Source organism: Arthrobacter sp. N199823 (genome assembly GCF_002929705.1).
Taxonomy (GTDB): domain Bacteria; phylum Actinomycetota; class Actinomycetes; order Actinomycetales; family Micrococcaceae; genus Specibacter.
The window spans coordinates 84,111-105,834 of the sequence record NZ_PJIN01000009.1; the positions used below are offsets into that span (position 1 = coordinate 84,111).

The 21,724-nt window shown below is 64.5% G+C and carries 14 protein-coding genes; 9 read left to right on the forward strand and 5 right to left on the reverse strand.

The genetic code is table 11. The features are described 5' to 3' along the window. Positions 1–6 precede the first annotated feature (6 nt). The 5 genes from CXQ93_RS16515 to CXQ93_RS16535 are packed head-to-tail and all read left to right on the forward strand — an operon-like array spanning position 7 to position 9,801. Complete coding sequence (locus CXQ93_RS16515) at positions 7–369, forward strand: GPW/gp25 family protein (protein WP_104111523.1); 363 nt, start codon at positions 7–9, stop codon at positions 367–369. Further along, on the forward strand, positions 366–3,038 hold the full coding sequence (locus CXQ93_RS16520) for a putative baseplate assembly protein (protein ID WP_104111524.1): 2,673 nt from the start codon (positions 366–368) through the stop codon (positions 3,036–3,038). Before CXQ93_RS16515 ends, CXQ93_RS16520 begins: the two co-directional genes overlap by 4 nt. After that, positions 3,035–6,169, forward strand: a complete 3,135-nt coding sequence (locus CXQ93_RS20710) for a putative baseplate assembly protein (protein ID WP_181036196.1) — start codon at positions 3,035–3,037, stop codon at positions 6,167–6,169. The genes CXQ93_RS16520 and CXQ93_RS20710 overlap by 4 nt, the downstream gene beginning before the upstream one ends. Beyond that, positions 6,166–8,412 (forward strand): hypothetical protein, encoded by a 2,247-nt coding sequence (locus CXQ93_RS16530; RefSeq protein WP_104111526.1) that lies wholly within the window; start codon positions 6,166–6,168, stop codon positions 8,410–8,412. The genes CXQ93_RS20710 and CXQ93_RS16530 overlap by 4 nt, the downstream gene beginning before the upstream one ends. A gap of 9 nt (positions 8,413–8,421) precedes the next feature. Continuing rightward, positions 8,422–9,801 (forward strand): DUF6519 domain-containing protein, encoded by a 1,380-nt coding sequence (locus CXQ93_RS16535; protein ID WP_104111527.1) that lies wholly within the window; start codon positions 8,422–8,424, stop codon positions 9,799–9,801. 160 nt (positions 9,802–9,961) lie between these two features. Here CXQ93_RS16535 and CXQ93_RS16540 read toward each other — a convergent pair whose 3' ends face one another. After that, positions 9,962–11,776, reverse strand: a complete 1,815-nt coding sequence (locus tag CXQ93_RS16540) for a long-chain fatty acid--CoA ligase (RefSeq protein ID WP_104111528.1) — start codon at positions 11,774–11,776, stop codon at positions 9,962–9,964. A gap of 159 nt (positions 11,777–11,935) precedes the next feature. Between CXQ93_RS16540 and CXQ93_RS16545 the strand changes: the two genes are divergently transcribed. After that, the gene (locus CXQ93_RS16545) at positions 11,936–12,931 is read left to right on the forward strand and encodes an ROK family glucokinase (RefSeq protein ID WP_104111529.1); all 996 of its coding nucleotides are present in this window, start codon (positions 11,936–11,938) and stop codon (positions 12,929–12,931) included. Between the two features lie 48 nt (positions 12,932–12,979). Here the strand turns inward: CXQ93_RS16545 and CXQ93_RS16550 are convergent, their stop codons facing one another. Both CXQ93_RS16550 and CXQ93_RS16555 read right to left on the reverse strand, forming a co-directional pair. Next, complete coding sequence (locus CXQ93_RS16550; RefSeq protein WP_104111530.1) at positions 12,980–13,627, reverse strand: hypothetical protein; 648 nt, start codon at positions 13,625–13,627, stop codon at positions 12,980–12,982. Then, the gene (locus CXQ93_RS16555) at positions 13,617–14,360 is read right to left on the reverse strand and encodes a carboxylesterase (protein WP_104111531.1); all 744 of its coding nucleotides are present in this window, start codon (positions 14,358–14,360) and stop codon (positions 13,617–13,619) included. Before CXQ93_RS16555 ends, CXQ93_RS16550 begins: the two co-directional genes overlap by 11 nt. A gap of 179 nt (positions 14,361–14,539) precedes the next feature. On the opposite strand from CXQ93_RS16555, the gene CXQ93_RS16560 reads away from it, so the two are divergent. After that, complete coding sequence (locus CXQ93_RS16560; RefSeq protein ID WP_104111532.1) at positions 14,540–15,481, forward strand: 1-acyl-sn-glycerol-3-phosphate acyltransferase; 942 nt, start codon at positions 14,540–14,542, stop codon at positions 15,479–15,481. 129 nt (positions 15,482–15,610) lie between these two features. Next, positions 15,611–17,008, forward strand: coding sequence for a class II 3-deoxy-7-phosphoheptulonate synthase (locus CXQ93_RS16565; protein WP_104111533.1), 1,398 nt, complete (start codon positions 15,611–15,613; stop codon positions 17,006–17,008). A gap of 287 nt (positions 17,009–17,295) precedes the next feature. Here the strand turns inward: CXQ93_RS16565 and CXQ93_RS16570 are convergent, their stop codons facing one another. Both CXQ93_RS16570 and CXQ93_RS16575 read right to left on the reverse strand, forming a co-directional pair. After that, on the reverse strand, positions 17,296–19,404 hold the full coding sequence (locus tag CXQ93_RS16570; RefSeq protein WP_104111534.1) for a Stk1 family PASTA domain-containing Ser/Thr kinase: 2,109 nt from the start codon (positions 19,402–19,404) through the stop codon (positions 17,296–17,298). Between the two features lie 94 nt (positions 19,405–19,498). Further along, positions 19,499–21,124: a LysM peptidoglycan-binding domain-containing protein gene (locus CXQ93_RS16575; protein ID WP_258069078.1), complete on the reverse strand. Its 1,626-nt coding sequence runs from the start codon at positions 21,122–21,124 to the stop codon at positions 19,499–19,501. Positions 21,125–21,288: 164 nt separating this feature from the next. Between CXQ93_RS16575 and CXQ93_RS16580 the strand changes: the two genes are divergently transcribed. Further along, positions 21,289–21,660 (forward strand): Rv2175c family DNA-binding protein, encoded by a 372-nt coding sequence (locus CXQ93_RS16580; protein ID WP_256939509.1) that lies wholly within the window; start codon positions 21,289–21,291, stop codon positions 21,658–21,660. The last annotated feature ends 64 nt before the right edge of the window (positions 21,661–21,724 follow it).

Below are 21,724 nucleotides of genomic sequence, written 5' to 3' on the forward strand. Positions count from 1 at the left end.
CGCGCCATGAACATCGACCACCCCTGGCACTTCGATCCCCTGGGTCGCACCGCCACCACTGACGACGCCGGACATGTGCGGGACATGATGGAGCAATTCCTGTTCACCAACCCCGGGGAGCGGGTCAACCGGCCCGACTTCGGCAGCGGCCTCCAGCAGCTCATCTTTGGCCCCAACAGCCCGGAACTGGCTGCAGCATTGCAGTTCACGGTCCAGGCCGGCCTGCAGCGCTGGCTTGGCGACGTGGTTCAAATCCAGACGCTCACCGTGGAAAGTAACGACTCCACCGTCAGCGTGGATATTAGCTACCGGCTTGCCGGCAGCAGCGACACCCGGAACGCAACCTTCACGAGCGGGGATGCGCCATGACAGCGATCCAGAACCTGGCTGGCTGTGGATCATGCGCCGAGTGCACAGCCTGCTCTGGCTGTTCAGGCTGCGGCGGCTGTTCCCGAAACGCACCGTGCGGGGGAGGACTGGCCCGGGCAGCGGCATTTGCCAACCGTGCCAACCTCAACGCCATTGACTACGTGGAAGTCTCCGATGACCAGCGCTCTGTCCTGGTGTACTTCATGGGCGAGATGCCCCAGCTTGCCGGCGGCGGGCAGCCAGGCGGGCTGGTTCCGGCCAACGTCCGCATCACGGGAGGAGAGGCCGTCACCGGCATCGTGGTGACCGGGCTGACCGTGCAACGAGCCCCCACCGACCCCTTCGACGAGGACGATGACGGGGAAGCCGACGACGGTCCCTCCTCCGGGTCTGCCCTGGCCGTCAGCGTGGACCGCCCCGGCGATTTCTCCACGTACACAGTTAGCCTGGGCAGTGCAGGCGCCACGGGCTGGGGCCCGCTGCCCGGCTTCAACGCGGACTTTTCCCAGGCGGCCTTCAGCTTCAAGGCAGGCTGCCCCACCGGCGTCGACTGCGTCCAGGAATGTCCCTCCCCAGCTGCACTGGCGCCCGATCCCTCGATCGACTACCTGGCCAAGGACTATGAAAGTTTCCGCACCTTGATGCTGGACCGACTCTCCGCCACCATGCCCGGCTGGCAGGAACGGCACGCAGCGGACGTCGGCATTGCCCTCGTGGAGGTGCTGGCGTACGCCGCGGACGAGCTGAGCTACTACCAGGACGCCGTGGCCACCGAAGCGTACCTGGGAACGGCCCGACAGCGGGTCTCGGTGCGCCGGCATGTGCGGCTCGTGGACTATTTCCTCCACGAAGGGCTCAACGCCCGGGCCTGGCTGACCGTCAGCACAGACACGGACACCGAGCCCGTGGATGCCCGCGACATTTACTTCATCACTGCCTTCCCTGCCTTGGCTGCAACTCCCGGCACCGTGCTTGAACAGGACCAACTTGACCAGCTCCCCGCGGCCGGCATGGAAGTCTTCGAGCCTGCCGACGCCACTGCCACCGGCTTGGTGTTCCACGCCGCCCAGAGCGAGATCAGCATCGATACCGGTGGGGAGCCCGAATGCAGGCTGTCGCGGGGTACCACGGAAGCCACACTGGTGGACCGGTACCGCTGGCGCCGAGCACACCCGCGCGAACCGCTGCCGGCGTCCTGGAATGGAACAGTCCCCGCGGGGCCGCTTGAGTTGACAGCAGGCAGTGCGCTGATTCTTGAGGAGGTCAAGGGACCCGTCACGGGCAACCCTGCCGACGCCCGCCCCGACCACCGCCAGGCCGTCAGGCTCACCTCCGTGGACAACCCGGAGGATAGGGGTTGGCTGGTGCGCGTCACCTGGCACCCTGTGGATGCGCTCATCTTTGACCTCTGCCTGTCCACCCGCACCGCCGCCCCGGAATGCACACTGGTGGAGGGCATCAGCGTGGCACGCGGCAACACCATCCTGGTGGACCATGGCCGCACCGTCACGGACCCGCCCTGGGACCCAGTCCCCGTGGAAACCGTGTCCGGAGAGTGCTGCTGCGACGGCGGTGCCGTCGAGGAAACCATTGCGCCTACCCGCATTGCGCCCGTACTGGCCGAGCAACCCCTAACCCACAGCGACCCCGTGGTGCCCGGTGCAGCGTGCACCGACACGGCGAGGGACCCCCGGGAGGCGGGTCCCGCCGTCGAACTTTCCTTCCTGGACCCCGCTGACGGCAGCATCACGCAATGGGGGCCACGGCAGACCCTGCTGGAGAGTTCGCCCCGCGACCGCGCCTTCGTGGCTGAGATGGACGACGCCGGCCAGGCCCACCTCCGCTTCGGCGACGGAGACTTGGGCGAGCAGCCCGCGGCCGGGCTCATCGGCACGCCTCGGTACCGCGTGGGCAACGGCGCGGCCGGCAATGTGGGCAGGGACAGTATCACGTTCATGGTGCTGCGCGCGGGTTCCTGGAGTGGGGCATCCATCAAGCCCCGCAACCCGCTGCCGGCGTCCGGCGGCATGGACCGCGAAACAGTCGCCGAGGCCCGGCTGCTGGCGCCCGATGCGTTCCGGCGCACCCGGCTGCGCGCCGTCACGGCAGATGACTACGCAGAACTGGCCGGGCAGGCCCCGGAACTGCAGCGTGCCGCCGCCCAATTGGCCTGGACCGGCAGCTGGTACGAGGCCCGGGTGGGTGTGGATCCGTGGGGCAGCGAACAGCCCTCGCCGGCCCTGCTGGACTCCACTGCCGCGGCGCTCATTCCCTACCGGCGGATGGGCCACGACCTCGCCGTCACCGCCGCCGGCTACGTGCCGATCGAGGTGGGGCTGGAAATCTGCGTCCTGCCGCACTTTGTGCGCGGCGAGGTGCGGGCGGAGCTGCTGCGCCTGCTGGGAAGCGGCCCGGACGGTTTCTTCAACCCGGACCGGCTCACCTTCGGCACCGGTGTGTATGTCTCCTCCCTCGTGGCGCTTGCGGCATCCGTGCCGGGCGTTGAAAGCGCCGTGGTGTCCTTGCTACGGCGGCAGGGCATGCCGGGCGGCCAGGAACTGGAACACGGTGTGCTTGCCGTGGGGCCGTTGGAGATCGTGCGCATGGATAATTCACCCAACTTCCCGGACCACGGGATACTCACACTGACTTTGGGAGGCGGGCTGTGAACGCACAAGGAGCCAACGCTCAGGCAACACCCGCACCGCTGCCCACCACCAACGCCCCGGGGTTACCGGCACTGTCCTACCGCGTCGGCACGCGGCCTGCCTTCCTGGCCGCCATGGTCCAAGGGCTCTCCAGTGCCGGCCACCCGGCCCTGGCGGGACTGCGCACGCGGGAACTGTCGGACCCGTCCATGGCCATGCTCGATGCCTGGGCAACGGCCGCGGACGTGCTCACCTTCTACCAGGAGCGGTTGTGCAACGAAGGCTACTTGCGCACCGCCACCTGGGAACGCTCGGTCCGGGAGCTGGCGGCACTCGTTGGCTGGCGGCCGCGCCCGGGAGTGGCCGCCACTGCCTACCTGGCCTACACCCTCGACCCCAACACCACGGAGGTCCTCATCCCGGCAGGGTCCCGCGCCAATAGCGTCCCAGGTCCTGGCGAAACCATGCAGGCCTTTGAAAGCAGCACCGATTTGCCGGCCCGGGCCGCCTGGAACCAGCTGCGCCCCCGGATGTCCCGGGCCCAGGATGCCGCTGCCGTGCTGGCCCGCGGGCTGTGCCTGGCCGGTACCGCTACCGGGCTCAAGCCCAACGACGCCCTGGTGTTGGACCTGGGCACCGGCACCGTACAGGCCGTGCGCGTCAAGTCCGCCACGGCGGATGCGCACGCCGGGCTGACCCGCGTGGAACTCACGGACTGGACTGGCGGGGACCTGGCCTTGGCCGTGCACAGGGAGGCAATTGCCGCTGCCAAGGCGGCCATGGCGGATGCCGCCGGCACTGCAACGGCGCAGCGTATTGAGGTGGTGCTGGACAAGCTGGCGCAGCAATTGGGTACCGTGCCCGCGGCTGTGTTTGCCCGCAGCGTGGGGACCGATGCGGTGGCCGTCTTGGGCACCGAACTGGCCACGGCGCGCGAGAGGGGCTGGACGCGACTGGTTCCCTCGCTCGAACGGGCCCGGGCGGCGCTGGCGGCCGTCGCCGCCAGCTCTGGAACAACCGGCGGAGCGGCCGCAGGCATTCTTGCAGGCGTGCTGCCGGCAGCGGCGCGGCTGGCCCGCAAGGGCCAAAGCCCCATCGATGCTCTCGTCGACGGCCTGCTGCTTCCGGCCTCGGTGCCGCCCGCCAACTCGCAGAAGATGGAGCGCTCCTTTGCCGCCACGTTCACCGGTGCCGGCAATGTGTACCCGCAGCTGCTCGCCGGGCTGTACGCCAAGCTGGCGCCCACGCTCTATGCAGCCCTTGCCGCGACTCGCATCAGCAACTCAACCACGGTGAGCGTGTCCGCCCTGCGCCGGCGCAGCCCGCTGTTCGGGCACAATGCCCAGGTGCAGGGGTTTTTCAAGGGTGGCGAGTACCACCCGCCGGCGGACAGTAAGGAGCTTGACTTGGCGGGAGACGAATCTCCGTTTGTGGCCTACCTGGACGGTGTGGTTGAAGGCCTGCAGCCGGGCCAGCACGTGGTCATGGAGCGCGGTTTCCCGCTGGACCCCGAAGACCCCGCCAAGACAGACCCCTTCGGTGCGCTGCTGACCATGGCCAAGCTGGTGCGGACCGGTTCCCGCAAGGCCTACGGGCTCTCCGGCCCTGCCACCACCTTGGTGCTGGCCGATGAATGGTGGAAGCCGAACAACCCAGACGCCATGGCCAACCTCCGCGCTTCCGCTGCCTACGTCCAGGAAGAAGCACTGGAACTGGCCCAGGAACCCATCACCGACAACGTCCAGGACGCGGAGCTGGAACTAGACGGGCTCTACGACGGCCTCACCGCCGGGCGCTGGGTCATTGTCACGGGTGAGCGGGCGGATCTGGGCACCGAAGGCGTGCAGGGGGCCGAACTGCTCATGCTTGCCGCCGTGGCCCACACGGGCAGAAGTGATGACGGCACCATCCTGGCCGGCGAGGAGCGCCACACCTTCCTCACCTTCGCCCAGCCGCTGGCCTACAGCTACAAGCGGGACACGGTGGCCGTCTACGGCAACGTGGCACACGCAACCCACGGGGAAACCCGGCAGGAGGTGTTGGGCGCTGGCAGCGCAGCGGCGGCCCTCCAGCAGTTTTCACTCAAGGCCGCGCCACTGACCTACCTGGCCGCGCCCACCCCGGCCGGGGCAGCCAGCACACTGGTGGTCCGGGTCAACGGCGTGCAATGGCCGGAGGTTCCGGGTCTGGCCTTCCTGGCAGACGGGCAGCGTGGCTTCTTCACCGCCAGCTCGGACACGGGAGCAACCACTGTCACCTTCGGCTCCCCGCCGCATGGGCAGCGCCTGCCCAGTGGGGGTGACAACGTCCAGGCCGGCTATCGCAGCGGCATCGGTGCACCCGGCAACGTCCGTCCCGGGCAAATCAGCCAGCTGGCAACCCGGCCTCTGGGCGTCACAGACGTGACCAATCCGCTGCGTACCTCCGGCGGCGCCGACCCAGAGCCCCGCGAGCTGATCCGGGCCAACGCCCCACGCTCCGTCACGGCCCTGGACCGGCTGGTGTCGGTGCAGGACTACGCAGACTTTGCCGCGACATTTGCCGGAATTGGCAAGGCGAGCTCGGCGCTGTTGTATGCCGGTGGCTCGGCTGTGCTTCAGGTGACCATCGCCGGCCTGGATGACGTTCCCATTGAACCCAGCTCCGACCTGTTCCGCAACCTCCGCAGCGCGCTGACGCTTTTCGGCGAGACGCAACTGCGCCTCCAGCTGGTACAGCGCGAGGCGCTGGCTTTGGTGCTCAGTGCCAACGTCTCGGTCCAGGCCGACTACGACTGGACGCTCGTGGAGCCGGCGGTACGGGCCGCCCTGCTGGAATCATTCGGATTTGCGGCCATGGCGCTGGGGGAGGACCTGGCCAGCAGCGCCGTCATCGCCACCATGGCCGCGGTTCCCGGGGTGGCGTACGTGGACCTTGATGTCCTGAAAACCCTCCAGCGGGAGGACCTCACGTCCGGCTTGGCATGGCTGAGGGGTGGGCTGCCGGGCGGCAACGTCACTCCCGGTGTCCCGGCACGCCGCGGTGGTGCCCTGCCGCGCCGCATCGCAGTTTTGTCCGGCAGGGTCGACGGCGGCATTGCGCTCCCAGCCCAGCTCGCCTACTTGCAAGCCGCTGTCCCGGACAGCCTGATCCTGAATGAGGTGCAGTCATGAGCCGGCCGGCAGACTATTTGTACAACCTCTTGCCCGCGACTTACCGCATGCGCGACGCGGAACAGGGCTACCCCTTGCGGGAGCTGCTGGCCGTCATGGATGAACAAGGCGCCTTGGTGGAGGCAAACATCGCCACCCTCTACGGGAACTGGTTCATTGAAACAGCCGAAGACTGGGCCGTACCCTACATTGCTGAGCTGGTGGGCTACCAGCCCGTGCACGACGCCGTTCGTCCTGGCGCCGGAGCCGGCAGCGCGGCCCGCAACAAGGTCCTCATGCCACGGCGGGAGGCAGCCCACACCATCAACTTTCGACGCCGGAAAGGCACCATTGCGCTGTTGGAGCAGCTGTCGCTGGAGTCGGCCGGCTGGGAGGCCGTTGCCGTTGAGGGGTTCAAGCTTTTGGGCTGGAACCAGCACCTGAACCACCGCCACCTAGACCGGGGCGGAACCGCAGACCTGCGCAATGGCCCGGCACTGTCCATGATGGGAGGTCCCGGCGATACCACCGCTCATTGCGTTGACGTCCGCCGGCCTGGTTCGCACCGCACCACAGCTCGCTTCAACATTCCCGACATCAGCCTCTTCGCCGCCCCACTAGTGTCCTATGCGATCACGGATGCCCCTGCCTGCTGTGTCGAAAAGGAAGGCAGTCAGTGCTTCACGTTCAGCGTGCTGGGCCACGACACGCCCCTGTTCACCCAGCCCCCGGATCCTTTTGGTGCAGGCGATCCAGCCCTGCGCCTGCCGCAGCGCGTCAGCAGGACCGCCATCACGGAATTGCTGGGCCGGCACCCGCCCAAGGCGAGGGCATCGGCGTCGTACTTTGGGGCCGGGAAGAGCATGTCCGTGACCGCCTGGGGCTGGCGCGGCGGGGCCAGACACGAGCTGGTCGCGGCGGAGGTCATCCCGGCGAACCTTTCCGATTGGCACGCCTACAAGGCCCCGAGGAACAAGGTCCTAGTCGATCCGGAACGCGGCAGGCTGGTGTTTGCCGCAGGGCAACTGCCCCGCGGCGTCACCGTTGGCTACCACTACGGCTTCAGCACGGACCTCGGCGGCGGTGAATATCCGCGGCGGACGGCCCAACCGGCAGGCGCGGCCATGTACCGAGTGCGCAAGGATTCCCCACGCAAGGGCGAGTTCGGCTCCATCATGGGAGCCTACAGGCGGTGGCGCAAGGACCGGCGCAACGCCGAATGGCCCGCGGCCGGAGTCATCGAGGTCGTGGACAGCAGGGCCTACGAGGAGCGCTTTGAATTCACACTCGCCCAAGGCGAGTACCTGCAACTGCGCGCGGCCGACGGCGCCCGGCCCGTGCTGCGGCTGTTGGACTACCGCGTAGACCAGCCCGATCCGCTCAGCGTCACGGGCGGCGACGCCAGCCGGTTCGTGCTGGACGGGCTCCTGGTGGTGGGGCGCGGGCTGGTGGTCAACGGCCCCGGTACCCGCCGCGGTGCCGGCGACGGTGACGATCTCACAGGCGGCGGAGACTTGTGCGACGTCACTGTCCGCCACTGCACACTGGTGCCCGGGTGGAACCTGGACTGCGACTGCGAACCGCAGCGGCCCGACGAGCCCAGCATTCTGTTGGACGGAACCCGGGCCGCCGTGCGTATCAGCCGCAGCATTCTGGGCCCCGTACAAGTTCGCCGCGACCCGGATAACGGCGAGGCTCCCATGCTGGCATTGGCTGACTGCCTATGGGATGCCACGGATCCTTGCAAACAAGTGCTGTGCGACGAGGTGGGCGGAACCGCGTTCAGCTCGCTGTGCGTGCAGCGCTGCACTGTCATCGGCCAGGTGCGCGCTCACGAGCTCATGCTGGGGGAGGACAGCATCTTCCTCGGCGAACTGGCGGTGGCCCGGCGGCAGCGCGGCTGCGTGCGCTTTAGCTACCTGCCGCCGGCCTCGCGGACGCCGCGCCGCTTCAACTGCCAGCCTGATCTGGTGCAGGAGGCAGCCAAGGCCGCCCATCCCGGCAACCCTGCCGACGGCGCGGCGGCCGCGAAGCGGGAAGCCATGCGGGTCCGGCCGGCATTCGCCAGCAGGCGGTACGGAAACACCGCCTATGGACGCCTGGTGGCCGGAACCGCGGTTGAAATTGTCCGCGGAGCGTCCGACAAATCAGAAATGGGCGTCTTCCACGATCTCTTTGCACCCCAACGTGCCGCGAACCTGCGCGCGCGGCTGGACGAATACACCGTTGCAGGCTTCTCCACCGGCATCATCTTCACGAGTTAGGGGCACACCATGAAAGGCGACTTCAGCCGGGACACGTTTGATCCGGACAACCACTACACCCGCGTCCTGATGCAGCAGGGGCGGGTCCACGTCGACGCCGATTTCAACGAACAGGCAGCCATTGCCGGGCACTACCGGAGGCTGCTGGCCCGGGACTTGATCGGCCCCGAGGGTGGACCCCTGGACAATGCCGGGTTTGCTGTCATTGCCGACGCCGCCGGAGCCAAGGCGCTGGGCAAGCAGCTGCTGCCCGGGGACTTCGTGATCGGTGCCGGCCGCTACTACGTGGACGGGCTGCTGTGCGAGAACCCCGGCCCGCTGCTGTACAGCGAGCAGCCCGGCTACCCCTTTGATGCGGCAACCACCATGGAAGCACTGGCCACCCTGAGCGACTTCACCATCTACCTGGACGTCTGGGAACGGCACATCAGCGCCGTGGAGGATCCACGCATTGCGGAGGTGGCACTGGGTGGGCCGGACACGGCAACGCGTGCGCAGCTCACCTGGCAGGTGCGAGTTCTCCTCCCGCAGCCCGATGGTGGCAATGGGGCCCTTGCCACTCTGGACCAGCTGCTGGGCCGCACTGTCCCGGAGCTGGCCGCCCGGGCCGAGCCGCCGGCCGGCAGCAACGATCCCTGCACGGTGGATCCCGCTGCACGCTATCGCGGACTGGAGAACCAGCTGTTCCGGGTGGAAGTCCACACGCCCGGGAGCGCCGGTTCCGGTGCCACGTTCAAGTGGTCCCGGGACAACGGCTCCATCGTGTTCCCGCTGACGGAGCCGCCCGTTCCGGACGCAGTGGCCAAGAAAACCACCGTCATGCTGTCCTCGCTGGGAAGAGACCCGGATTTGGGGCTTGTGGTGGGCGGCTGGGTGGAACTTGTCGATGACAACTCCACACTGCGGCACGATGCCGGGCCACTCCTGCGCGTGCACTCGGTGGACCGCGACACCTTCAGTGCCGTTCTGGAGGGCGTGGCGGATCCCCGCGTGGGTCAGGACCGGCGGCTGCATCCGTACCTGCGCCGCTGGGACCACGACGGCGACCCGGCCGCTGGTGGCGCCGTGGCGGTGGTTGAGTCCGCCGCCGTGCCCGTCACCTGGCTGGATCTGGAGGATGGGGTGCAGGTGGCCTTCCCTGGGGCGGCCAACGGCAACGTGGCCCAGTACCGCACGGGGGACCACTGGCTCATCCCGGCCCGGACTGCCACGGGTGACGTGGAATGGCCGCGGGCAGGTTCGGAAGCGAGCCTGAACCCGCAGCCGCTCCCTCCGAAAGGTGAGCTGCACGCCTACGCGGGCATGGCCGGCGTCGGACCCGATCCTGCTGGAGGCCCGCAGCCGGTGTTTACGGATTCCAGGAAGTTCTTCGGCCCCTTGGCCGTGTAGCCGGCACGCACAGTTGCCGCGGCCACGGTCCAGTTCTCCGAGAGTTCTGCCCCCGCATCCAGCCTTAAGCGCGTATGCCCCCGCTTTCTGCGTACGTTCGGACGTACGCAGAAAGCGGGCGCATACGCGCCCGGAGCCGCGGTGGGAATCTGGCTGCTGTTTAGACCGGCTTCTTGCTCAGGTAGACTTCTTCCACCACGGCTTCAAAGTCCTTCATGACCTGGGCACGCTTGACCTTCAATGACGGGGTCAGGTGGCCTGAGGTCTCGGTGAAGTCCGAATCCACGATCCTGAACTGCTTGATGGCCTCGGCGGCGGAGACCGTGGAGTTGGCCTTGTTCACCGCAGCTTGCACGGCAGCAATCACCGTGGCGTTTTTGGCAGCTTCGGCAACGGAGATTCCCGCAGGCAGGCCGTGAGCCTTACCCCACTGCGGCAAGGCGTCCTCGTCGATCGTGACGATGGCTGCAATGAACGGGCGCTGCTCGCCAATGACAACACACTGGGACACAATCGCGTCGGCCCGGATCTGGTCCTCCAACAAGGCTGGCACCACGTTTTTGCCGCCAGAGGTGACAATAATTTCTTTCTTGCGCCCAGTGATTTTCAGGAAGCCCTGCTCATCGAGTTCGCCAATGTCGCCAGTGCGGAACCAGCCATCGGTGAAGTTCTCGGCGGTGAGGTCATCGCGGCCAAAGTAGCCCTTCATGACACAGACGCCCTTGACGAGGATCTCGCCGTCGGCCGCAATCTTGACCGCGTTACCCGGGAGCGGGGCGCCCACAGTACCGATCTTGATGTGTTCGGGCCGGTTGACGGTAATGGGGGCAGTGGTCTCGGTCAGGCCGTAACCCTCGAGGATCTGCAAGCCAATGCCCTGGAAGAAGTGGCCCAGCCGTTCACCCAACGGCCCACCGCCGGAGACCGCGTGGCGTACCTGGCCGCCCATGGCGTTACGGAGCTTGACGTAGACAAGCTTGTCGAACACAAAATGCTTGGCCTTGAGAACAATGCCAGCGCCACCGTCCTGGGTGGCGCGTGAGTACTCAATGGCAGTCTTGGTGGCAGCGGCAAAAATCTTGCCCTTGCCTTCGCCCTCGGCTTTCAAGGACGCGGAGTTGTACACCTTCTCAAAGACCCGCGGCACGGCCAAAATGAACGTGGGCTGGAAGCTCTGGAGGTCCGCCAACAGGTTCTTAATGTCCGGTGTGTGGCCTACCTTGGCGCCGGCGGCCACAGCAAGAACGGAAATATAGCGGGCAAAAACGTGCGCCAGCGGCAAGAACATGATGGTCTGCGATCCGGGCGGGACCACGCTTGCGCCCAGTACGGCACGAGCGTTTTCGCTGAGCTCCACGAAGTTGTGATGTGTCAGCATGCAACCCTTGGGCCGGCCGGTGGTGCCGGAGGTGTAAATGATGGTCGCCACGTCGTCCAGGCCGTTGGCCGTGCGAGCTGCCTCCAGAGTCTCATCGGTGACATCGCGCCCGGCGTCGCGCAAAACGTCCAGGCCGTCGCCTTCCAACTGCCAGACATGCTCCAATGTGGTCAGGTTCTCATTATGAGCGGCCTGCCGGATGATGTTTTCATGTGATCCGGTCTCGGCGAAAATTGCCACGGCAGCTGAGTCGCCCAAGTTCCACGCCACCTGCGACGGGGACGAGGTCTCGTAGATCGGCACCGAGACGGCCCCGGCAAACCAGATGGCGAAGTCAACCAGCGACCATTCATACCGGGTCCGCGCCATAATGCCTACCCGGTCACCCACTTTGATGCCGGAGGCTATCAGGCCCTTGGCAATGGCGCTGACGTCGGCCAAGAATTCCTTCGCAGAAACATCCACCCACACATGGTCTTCATTGCGCTTTGAGAAAAGGGCCGGATTGGCAGCCAATTTTGCTTGGCGGAGCACAAAGTCGGTCGTATTCATGGTCCGGGGGCTGACTACTTTGGCCGGGACGGAAATCTCTTGCACAATAGCTCCTTTGATATGTGGGCCTGCGATCGTTTTGCTTCACTCTAGCCGCCAAGTGGGATATCCGCCGGGACCGCTATGTTACCCGCTAGTAACATTATGTGTTTCAGCTCACGTACGCAATTTCAGCAGAGCGCATACCCTCGCTAGAATTTGGAGATGTTCCCTCCAATTCCTGCCCGTACCCGGGCGTCCGTGGCTCCGCTGTCCCTTGGCATTGACATTGGCGGGACTAAAGTCGCCGCAGGCGTGGTGGATGCTCACGGCGTCATCCTCGAAGAAGTCCGGAGAGACACTCCCGGCCGTGATGCCCGCGCCGTAGAGGCCGTGATTGCGGAGTTGGTTCACGAGTTGGGGCGCCGGCATCCCATTGATGCCGTGGGTATCGGTGCTGCCGGCTGGATGGATCTTTCCGGCTCCCGAGTCGTCTTCAGCCCCCACCTGGCCTGGCGCGACGAGCCGCTGCGCGCAAACCTTGAGGCAATGTTGGCCCGTCCGGTCCTGGTGACTAACGACGCCGATGCCGCAGCCTGGGCGGAATGGCGCTTTGGTGCGGGCCGGGACCGGGACAGAATGGTCATGTTGACCTTGGGTACTGGAATTGGTGGTGCCTTGGTGATTGATGGCCGTGTGGAACGCGGCAGTTTCGGCATGGCTGGAGAGTTCGGACATCAAATCATCATGCCCGGCGGTCACCGCTGCGAATGTGGAAACCGGGGCTGCTGGGAGCAGTACGCCTCCGGAAATGCCTTGGGCCGCGAGGGCCGGGAATTGGCCCGCAAACATTCACCCATGGCGGCTGGCTTGCTGGCTGCGGCTCACGGCCGGCCCAAGGGCATCACCGGATCGGTGGTGACCGATCTAGCCTTACAGGGCGAAGCAACTGCCCAGGAACTGGTGGCCGAGGTGGGGGAGTGGCTCGGCCTGGGCATAGCCAACCTCGCCGCAGCACTGGATCCAGCCGTGTTCATCATTGGTGGCGGGCTCAGTGCTGCCGGTGATCTGCTGCTGGAGCCAGCACGCCGCGCGTACTTGCGGAATCTGACGGGCCGCGGTTACCGTCAGGAGGCGGTCATTGCGCAGGCGCAGCTGGGCCCGTCAGCGGGTCTCATTGGCGCTGCCGATCTTGCCAGAGAACAGTTGCGCCTCCACTAGGAAGTACTGAGCATTATGGCCAAATCCCTCGCGTCGAGACGTTGATAGCTAGACGACGGCGCCATCTCCGCTGTCATGATCGCGGTGGTTGGGCAGGCGGTACAGCAGGTATCCAGTGCCGGCAATGAATGCCACAATGACGGCCATCACCAGCAGAGTGGGGATCTGACGCCAGAAGATCGCCGAAAAAACCAAGAAGAGCGGGGCGCCTGCCGCGCCGATCCAGGACATCATGATGGCAGGATCGGAATTACGCAGGCTGGGCAATTCCTCGGGGACAAAGCCTTCCTCATCATCGTCGGCTTCATAGTCGCGTGGCCCGAAGGAGATGAAGTCTTCCTCCGCGCCACCCAGCCCTGCGGGGTTGCGGCTATCCGCGGCAAGCTCTCGTGGGGCCGGCGCCTCTTGATCATGCCAGACACCCAAGGGGTCAAAGTCAATGACTGTCTTGGGTTCGGAGGCGCGGGGTTCGTTAACTCGCGGAACCACAGCGTCAGATGCCGCGGGGTGCGGAACAGGTGTGCCGCCGTCGTGCGCGTCTTTACCGTCGGTACTACCCTCAGCTTTACTATCCGCAGTGGGGCTCTGGTCCTCGAGGAACGCGTCGTCGGCCTCCTCTAAGCGGGCCACGAGATCCCGCCAGACATCGTCGTCGTCGCCGGTATGCGGCGTACCCGCGCCGGGGTCAGATTGCATGGTGGGGCCTCCGAAAGAAATCTGCAGACTGGGAAAAGATCAAGGGTGCGTCATTGTCCATGGTGGCTACATGGTAGCTGTTTTCCAAGGGAACAACCTGGAGTTCGGAGCTGCCCAGATGAGCCTTGATGACGTCAATGCTGGAATCTGGCACCACATTGTCCACGGTGGATCGGAAAATCAGGGTGGGTGCGCTGACTTGGGGAAGCAGCTTCGTGGTGTCGCTAAAGAGCTGGCTGAGCTGGTGGACGGCTGCCACGGGTGTGCGGGTGTACGCGCCCTCGGAAATGCCGGGCATTTTGATGTCATCACCAATGGCAGGGACACTCTTGAGGACCCATTTCAGCAGTCCAGAATATTGCGCCCGTTTGTCACTAAATGTCAGCCCGGGATTGACCAAAGCAACACCCGCCACCGGGTGCAGGGCAGCAACCCGCAATGCCAGCGCGCCACCCATGGACATGCCAGCAACAAACACCGTGTCGCAGCGGGCGCTCAACTCCAAGTAGGAGGCCTCAAAATCCCGGTACCAGTTCTGCCACGGGGTCTTGGCGAGATCCTGCCACGAGGTCCCGTGCCCCGCCAGAAGGGGCATGTTGACGGCGAATCCGGCCTCGGCCAAATAGTCGCTCCAGCCCTGCATGCTAACTGGTGAGCCGGTAAAACCATGGCACACGGCCACACCAACCCGGGCCAAGTCGCCGTGACCTTCGGAACGAAACGATTTCGCCATGGTTGTTTTCCTCTCCTGCCGGCCGCCGTGGCCGGAAACGTGTATGGCATTGCTGCGGAGCCGCTGCCACGAAATCTGTGATGCTGTCACTAGACTACTGTTGATACGTCCGCAGCGGGGGTACCGCAATGACCTGAGACTGCTTGTTGGCCCGGAGCGTAATAGTAAGGAATACCACCGTGATTTATTGGGTACTGAAGAAGATATTTTTGGGCCCAGTATTGAAGGTACTATTCCGGCCCTGGACTAAAGGCTTGGATAACCTGCCCATCGACGGACCGGCCGTTCTGGCCAGCAACCACTTGTCATTCTCGGACTCAATTTTTATGCCGTTGATGGTGCCTCGGCCCGTCGTGTTCTTGGCCAAAAGTGACTACTTCACCGGACGCGGCATCAAGGGTCGCCTGACCGCTGCCTTCTTCAAGCTCACCAATCAGCTGCCCATGGACCGGTCCGGCGGCGCGGCATCGGCCAACTCATTGCAGACAGGTGTGGAAGTCCTCAACGGTGGCGGACTTCTGGGGATTTACCCCGAAGGAACCCGCAGCCCCGACGGCCGCCTGTACCGAGGCAAGGTAGGTGTGGCCAAGCTCATCTTGACCGCCAACGTTCCCGTCATCCCGGTGGCCATGATTGGCACCGACAAGGTCCAGCCCATTGGCCGGCGCATCCCCAGCATCCGCCGACTCGGCGTGATCTTTGGCGAACCTATGGATTTTAGTCGCTACCAGGGCATGGCTGATGACCGGTTCGTGCAACGCTCTGTGACAGATGAAATCATGTACGAGCTCATGCGACTCTCCGGCCAGGAGTACGTTGACTCCTACGCCTCCACCATCAAGGACAAGCTGGCCGCCGAGAAGTCGGCCAAGTCAGCCACTGCCAAGGATGGGGACTCAATCAAGACGGCTGCCGACGCCGTCCGCATTGAGCCCACCGCCATCCTTGCTCCGGGCGCCGTGACTGTCATTGGTGCCAAGAAGGCTGCGCCGGTTCCTGAAACGGGGGCCGAGGTTGAAGCTGTGGCAGGGGCCGAGGGAGCGGCGGAGCCCGCAGCAGATGCTGCCAGTGAATCGGCCGTTGAAGCGTCTCCCGGCGATCCCGAAGCCACCACGCGCTGATCGCTGTCCCTGCACTGATCACCGTCACTGATCTCTCGCAGCCGCGGCTCAAGGCCGAGCTTGCTCCTTTCGAAATCTCAGTGGCTGGACCGGTTCGCAGCTGTGCCCTTTCGGGGATAGGATTTAGCCGTGACTGATCTAACTTTGAACGCATCAAATGCACCCGCTGCCGGACTCTCCGTCCCCGGTGCTGCCGTCTACCCGGGCCTTGACGACTGGCGCGGCCTGCCGATTGCGCAGCAGCCCACCTGGTCCGAGTCTCCGTCCTTCGCCCCCACGGTCAAGGAACTCTCAGTCCTGCCTCCGCTAGTCTTTGCCGGCGAAGTGGATGTGCTGCGTTCCCGCCTGGCTCAGGCCTCCCAGGGCAAGGCATTCTTGCTGCAGGGCGGCGACTGCGCCGAGACCTTCGAGGCTGCCACTGCCGATAAGATCAGCGCCCGCGTCAAGACCATTCTTCAGATGGCAGTGGTGCTGACCTATGGCGCACAGCTGCCCGTCATCAAGATGGGGCGCATGGCCGGCCAGTTCGCCAAGCCGCGCTCCTCCAATGATGAAACGCGCGACGGCGTGACCCTCCCGGCCTACCGTGGAGACATCGTCAACGGCTTCGACTTCACCCCGGAGTCGCGTCAGCACGATCCCGCTCGCATGCTCAAGGCGTACCACACCTCAGCATCGACGCTGAATTTGATCCGCGCCTTCACACAGGGCGGCTTCGCAGATTTGCGCAGCGTCCACGAATGGAACCGCGGCTTCACCTCGAACCCGGCACACAGTCGCTACGAGCGCTTGGCCAAGGACATTGACAGTGCCATTAAGTTCATGGCCTCCTGCGGTGCCGACTTCGACGCCCTCAAGACAGTTGAATTCTTCGCCAGCCACGAAGCGCTGCTGCTGGATTACGAGCGCGCCCTGACCCGCATCGATTCTCGAACCGGCCTGCCGTACGACACCTCCGCACACTTCCTCTGGATCGGTGAGCGCACCCGCGATCTCGACCAGGCACACGTGGACTTCCTGTCCCGGGTTCGTAACCCGATCGGTGTCAAGCTTGGGCCCACCACGTCCCCGGACGACGCCCTGCGGCTGATTGAGAAGCTTGACCCGAACCGCGAGCCCGGCCGCCTGACGTTCATTACCCGCATGGGTGCCACCAACATTCGCGAAAAGCTCCCGAACCTGGTCGAGAAGGTCACGGCCTCCGGCGCTCAGGTCCTGTGGGTCACCGATCCCATGCACGGCAACACCGTCACCTCGCCCAACGGCTACAAGACCCGCAACTTCGACGACGTCATTGACGAGGTGCGCGGCTTCTTCGAAGTTCACCAGGCACTGGGTACCATCCCGGGCGGTCTGCACGTGGAGATGACAGGTGACGATGTGGCTGAGTGCCTCGGCGGCGCCGATCCCGTCGATCAGGAAGCGTTCCTGACCGGCTACGAGTCGGTGTGTGACCCTCGCCTGAACCACAAGCAGTCCCTCGAAATGGCGTTCCTGGTTTCCGAGGCCCTGCGCCAGTCCAAGTAACAGCTGTTTCACCCACCACGGCGGCCCGCACCTTCAGCGCGAAGGGGCGGGCCGCCGTCGTACTTTAAGCGTTTTCAGGCCCCGCCAGCCAATTTCCCTGCGATGGTCCTCGCCGAACCTCCCGCGAAAGTCCCTTCCAGCCTCGCGAAGATTCAGTAGTTGCTAATGTTTCTCGCGAACATTAGTCACTACTGCATCCTCGCGGGCGGCGCGGGGCGCGAAGAGGGGGGGGGAGAGAGAAGGAAAGCGGGGCTAGGGTGAGGCAGAGCGGCGCCTGGAGGTGGGACTCAGATGACGCGAAGTGTTACTGTGCTGCCTTCGGGAGCTTCGCCACCCTGTGGGTCCTGGAAACGGACAGTGCCGAAGAATCCGCCCAGCAGATTCTCCACCTTGACCTCAAAACCGAGCGCCTCGAGCTCACGTGTTGCCACACCGACCTGTTTGCCCACCAAATCCGGCACACTGACCATCTTGGGGCCCTTGGATATGGTGAGCGTGACCTTGCCGCCAGCGGTGAGCGTGCCACTATCTGGTGAGGCCGTGATGACCGATCCTGCCGGAACCGTGCGGCTGTTGACCTGCTCCGGGGAGATCACCGCCACCAGACCCAGGGACTTCAGCGCCGCCTCTGCGTCCGCCTGAGTCTTGCCCGTCAGAGCAGGCACCGGGATCGGTTTGGGGCCCTTGGAGACCACCAGGTTGACCTTGGTGTTGGCCCGGAACTCTTTCCCGGCTGCGGGATCCTGCTTGAGCACGACGCCGGCAGCCACCTTTTCGTCAAACGCTTCAGTGAGTGTTCCTACGGCGAGCTGCGCGTCGGTGAGAGCCTTCTTGGCGCCGTCTTGTGGCATGCCCGTGACGTTGGGGACCTGATAGAGCACGGGGCCCAAGGAAATTTGGACGGTGACATTGTTGAACTTGCGGAGGGAACTGCCGGCCGTGGGGTCGGTGTCCACCACAAAACCGGCAGCCACCTTTTCGTCATAGATGTCCGTCGTGGAGGTCGCCTCAAAGCCTTCGGCGCGCAGCACACTCAAGGCCTGCTCCACACTTTTGTTGCCCACATCCGGGACGGTTGCCAAAGCACCCGGACCTAAGGCTAAGAACCAGCCGGCACCTGCTGCAAGAATGCCCAGCACTAGCACCAGCAGGATCCAGAGCACGGCTCGCCTGCGGGGATGCCGCGAACCAAGGGTCTTCTTCGGTGTGGCGGCCGCCTTGGCTTTTGCCTTGTTGGCCGCGGCAGCTTGGCGTTTGTTCAGGGGAGCCGCCGGGGCCTCGTCACTGACGGGGGGATAGCTGGAGGTGCCGATGTGAGCGGGCTGTGACGCCCCGGCGTCGTACGCGGAAGATGTGGGCTCCGCAAGGGCATACCGGTCACTGTGGGGATCCTCGGCATAGAGCTGGGGGGAGCGGGGCAGGACCGAGGTGGGAAACTGCGGGGCGGCCAGAACCGTGGTGTGGCTCTGATCAAAGGCCACCGTGTGGCTGGTTCCGGGAAGCTGGGGCTCGATGGCCGGCAGCGTGGCCGATCCGCCGGCATCAAGCTCGGCAGGAGTGAGCGAGGCACGGATGTGGCGCAGATCCTCCAGCAAGGCGGCGCCATTGGCCGGGCGGTGGTCCGGATCCTTCTCCGTCATGTAGCGGACCAATTCATCCATGACAGGGGGCAGGGCCGGAATGTCGGCGGACGGGGCAGGCATCTCATCCTGAACGTGCGCCATGACCACAGCCACGGGAACCGTTCCACGGAAGGGCTGGTGGCCGGTGAGAAGTTCATAGAGCATGATGCCGGCAGAGTAAATGTCGCTGCGGGCATCGCCGCCTTCGCCGCGAGCCAGCTCGGGAGCAATGTAGGCAACAGTGCCAAAGAGCGTGCCGGTGTTGGTGGACGTGGTAACGGCTCGGGATAGCCCAAAGTCACCAATTTTGACCCAGCCTTGGTGGGAGATGAGGACATTCTCCGGCTTGACGTCGCGGTGCACCAGGCCAGCGCTGTGCGCGGCTGCGAGACCTGCGACGATGGGATCCAGTAAATCGAGTGCCTGGCGCGGGGTCAGCGCGCCCTGCCGCTCGATGACGTCTCGAAGCGTGTATCCGTCAATGAACTCGAAGACCAGGTAGGCGCACTCCGGGCCCACACCGTGATCGTGGATCTGCACCACATGGGGGTGGGACAGGCTGGCGGCGCTCTGGGCCTCCCGGCTGAGCCTGCCAATGAACGCGTTGTCGGTGGCAAGGTGTGGATGCAGGATCTTCAGCGCTATGTTGCGGTTGAGTCGCAGGTCCTTGGCCAGGTAGACGGTGGACATGCCGCCGTCAGCCACCTTGGATAGAACCAGGTAGCGGTTTTCGATTGTGGACCCGATTCGCGGGTCGGCAGACGCATCTTGCACTCTTCAAGTTTAGGAGCACAAACGTAAAGGGGCCGCCAGCAACACTGCGCTGGGGCCCCTTTTCGTTGAGAGCGTACTGCTTCCTCGTCCTGATTTAGCGGAACAGGTTCCGGTTTGCCTTGATACCGGCAACGTAGTTCACCGTATCCGGGTACATCCCGTACAGGTGGACCGAGTATTCCCCTTGGTAGTAACCGGCAATAGCCAGGTCCTCGCTGGGGGCTCCGCGCAGCAATGCGCGGATGATGGCCACGCCTGCTGTCACGTTGTCGTACGGGTCCAACAGGTTCAGCTTGCGGCCCACCAGTCCCGATGCCCAATCGCCGGCGTCGGGAATGACCTGCATGGTGCCAATGGCATTGGCGGGGGAGACCGACTGGTGGTTGAAGCCGGATTCCTGCTGTGCGAACGCCATAGCCAGGGCGGGGTCAACACCCATCTTGGAGGCTGTGCTGGAGACGATCTGTTTCATCTGCGCACGGGTGGGAGAGGGCGCGGCCAGCAGAGCAGCCTTGTTCTTATTGGCATCTGCTACTACCGCGGCAGGGTAGGTGTAGTGCAGGAACGTGCTGGGCACCTCCTGCTCCGGCGTGAGGGCCGGCTTCGGCGCAATGGGCGTGATCGAGCTTGAATTGGACTTCAGGCCCGGGATGGTGAGGACCTTGCCGGGGTAAATCACGCCGTTGACAGTGATGCCGTTGGCTGAGGCCAAAGCGGAGAGGCTCACGCCATGCTTGGCGGCAATGGCGCCCAGAGTATCGCCGGACTTGATGGTGTACTTGCCGCTTGTGGTGGCCTTGGGTGCCGCCGTTGACGGGGCCGACGGCGTTGCCGCCTTGGCGGTGCCGCCTACCTTGATCTTCTGGCCGGGGTAGATCACGGAGCTGCCGTTGAGCCCGTTCAGCGAGAAGATCGAGCCCAGGCTGACGTTGTGCTTGCTGGCAATACCGCTGAGCGTGTCCCCGGACTTGACTACGTAGCTTTGCGAACCGGATGAGGTGGCCTTGGGTGCCGCCGTTGACGGGGCCGACGGCGTTGCCGCCTTGGCAGTGCCGCCTACCTTGATCTTCTGGCCGGGGTAGATCACGGAGCTGGCGTTGAGCCCGTTCAGCGAGAAGATCGAGCCCAGGCTGACCTTGTGCTTGCTGGCAATGCCGCTGAGCGTGTCCCCGGACTTAACCGTGTAGCTCGCGGCGGCTGTGGCGGTGGAGGCGGTGGGAGCGGCGGCAGTGGATTTGGCGGCTCCTGAGATCACTAGGACTTGTCCGGGGTAAATGATCGAAGCGTTGGAGAGTCTGTTCAAACTCAGGACCTTCGATGTGCTGACGCCGTGCTTGGCCGCGATGGCAGAGACGGTATCACCGGACTTAACGGTGTACCGAACGTTGGCGGCCGTTTTGGCAATGAGCGCCTGCGCCACCTGTGTCTGGGCTACGAGAGGCGTGGCGGTCACTGCTGTTGGCAAGGAGCTGGCAACCACGGCTGCCGGAATGCTGGAGGATTTGGCCTGCACTTGCGCAGTTCGCGCCTGAATGGCGGCCAACACGTCTGCGGAGTTCAGAGCTCCATGGCTACCGTGCGGTTGAGTTCCGGGGTGGGTGGGGGCTGCAGTCGCTGGGACCGCCATCGCCAGAGACGAGAGCATAACAACGGGAATAGCTGCTGTGGCAACGGCGGCAAGCTGCTTGCCGGTGTTGGCAGACGGGCGTGTTGGAGTCATGGGTGTGGACCTCGAGTTCACGTTGCTGATGTTACTAGTGGTGTTGAAGTTACTAGTGAGACTACTGGGAATTTACACCAAAGGTCGGTACAAAGGGAGTTAAAGTCACATAAAGGGCTTTAATATGTGCACTCCAGCACAATATTCACACGCACGTTACCAATATGTGGGAACCTTTGAGGGTGAGTAATCTTGAATCAGTAGTCAGCGAATGGCTGCCCTTGCCCGATGTTGCCCAGAAACTTGATGTTTCGGTAACCAAAGTCCATGCCCTCGTCAAAGACGGCTCCTTGCTGGCCGCACGCATTGGAGAGCGCAACATTCGCGCCGTTCCTGCGGCGTTCATCGTCGAGGACCACATCTTGGAAAGCCTCCGCGGTACCATCACGGTGCTCCAAGACGCAGGTTTTGAAGATGAGGAAGCCATCGAGTGGCTCTTCACAGCGGATGAGTCCCTGCCGGGGCGTCCCATTGACGCCTTGCATGCAGGCCGGAAAACAGAAATCCGTCGACGCGCAGGCGCCCTCGGCTGGTAAGAATCCCCGCTTGTATAGAATCACTGACGCTGCTGGGTTGTTTCGGCAAACCAGCAGCGTGAGC

Excerpts from the sequence above, each read along its gene's own strand:
- CXQ93_RS16580 (WP_256939509.1), top strand. The coding sequence starts at position 21,289 with ATGTGGGAACCTTTGAGGGTGAGTAATCTTGAATCAGTAGTCAGCGAA.
- CXQ93_RS16555 (WP_104111531.1), bottom strand. The coding sequence starts at position 14,360 with ATGGCGAAATCGTTTCGTTCCGAAGGTCACGGCGACTTGGCCCGGGTT.
- CXQ93_RS16575 (WP_258069078.1), bottom strand. The coding sequence starts at position 21,124 with ATGACTCCAACACGCCCGTCTGCCAACACCGGCAAGCAGCTTGCCGCC.
- CXQ93_RS16545 (WP_104111529.1), top strand. The coding sequence starts at position 11,936 with ATGTTCCCTCCAATTCCTGCCCGTACCCGGGCGTCCGTGGCTCCGCTG.
- CXQ93_RS16530 (WP_104111526.1), top strand. The coding sequence starts at position 6,166 with ATGAGCCGGCCGGCAGACTATTTGTACAACCTCTTGCCCGCGACTTAC.
- CXQ93_RS16515 (WP_104111523.1), top strand. The coding sequence starts at position 7 with ATGAACATCGACCACCCCTGGCACTTCGATCCCCTGGGTCGCACCGCC.
- CXQ93_RS16520 (WP_104111524.1), top strand. The coding sequence starts at position 366 with ATGACAGCGATCCAGAACCTGGCTGGCTGTGGATCATGCGCCGAGTGC.
- CXQ93_RS16535 (WP_104111527.1), top strand. The coding sequence starts at position 8,422 with ATGAAAGGCGACTTCAGCCGGGACACGTTTGATCCGGACAACCACTAC.
- CXQ93_RS16550 (WP_104111530.1), bottom strand. The coding sequence starts at position 13,627 with ATGCAATCTGACCCCGGCGCGGGTACGCCGCATACCGGCGACGACGAC.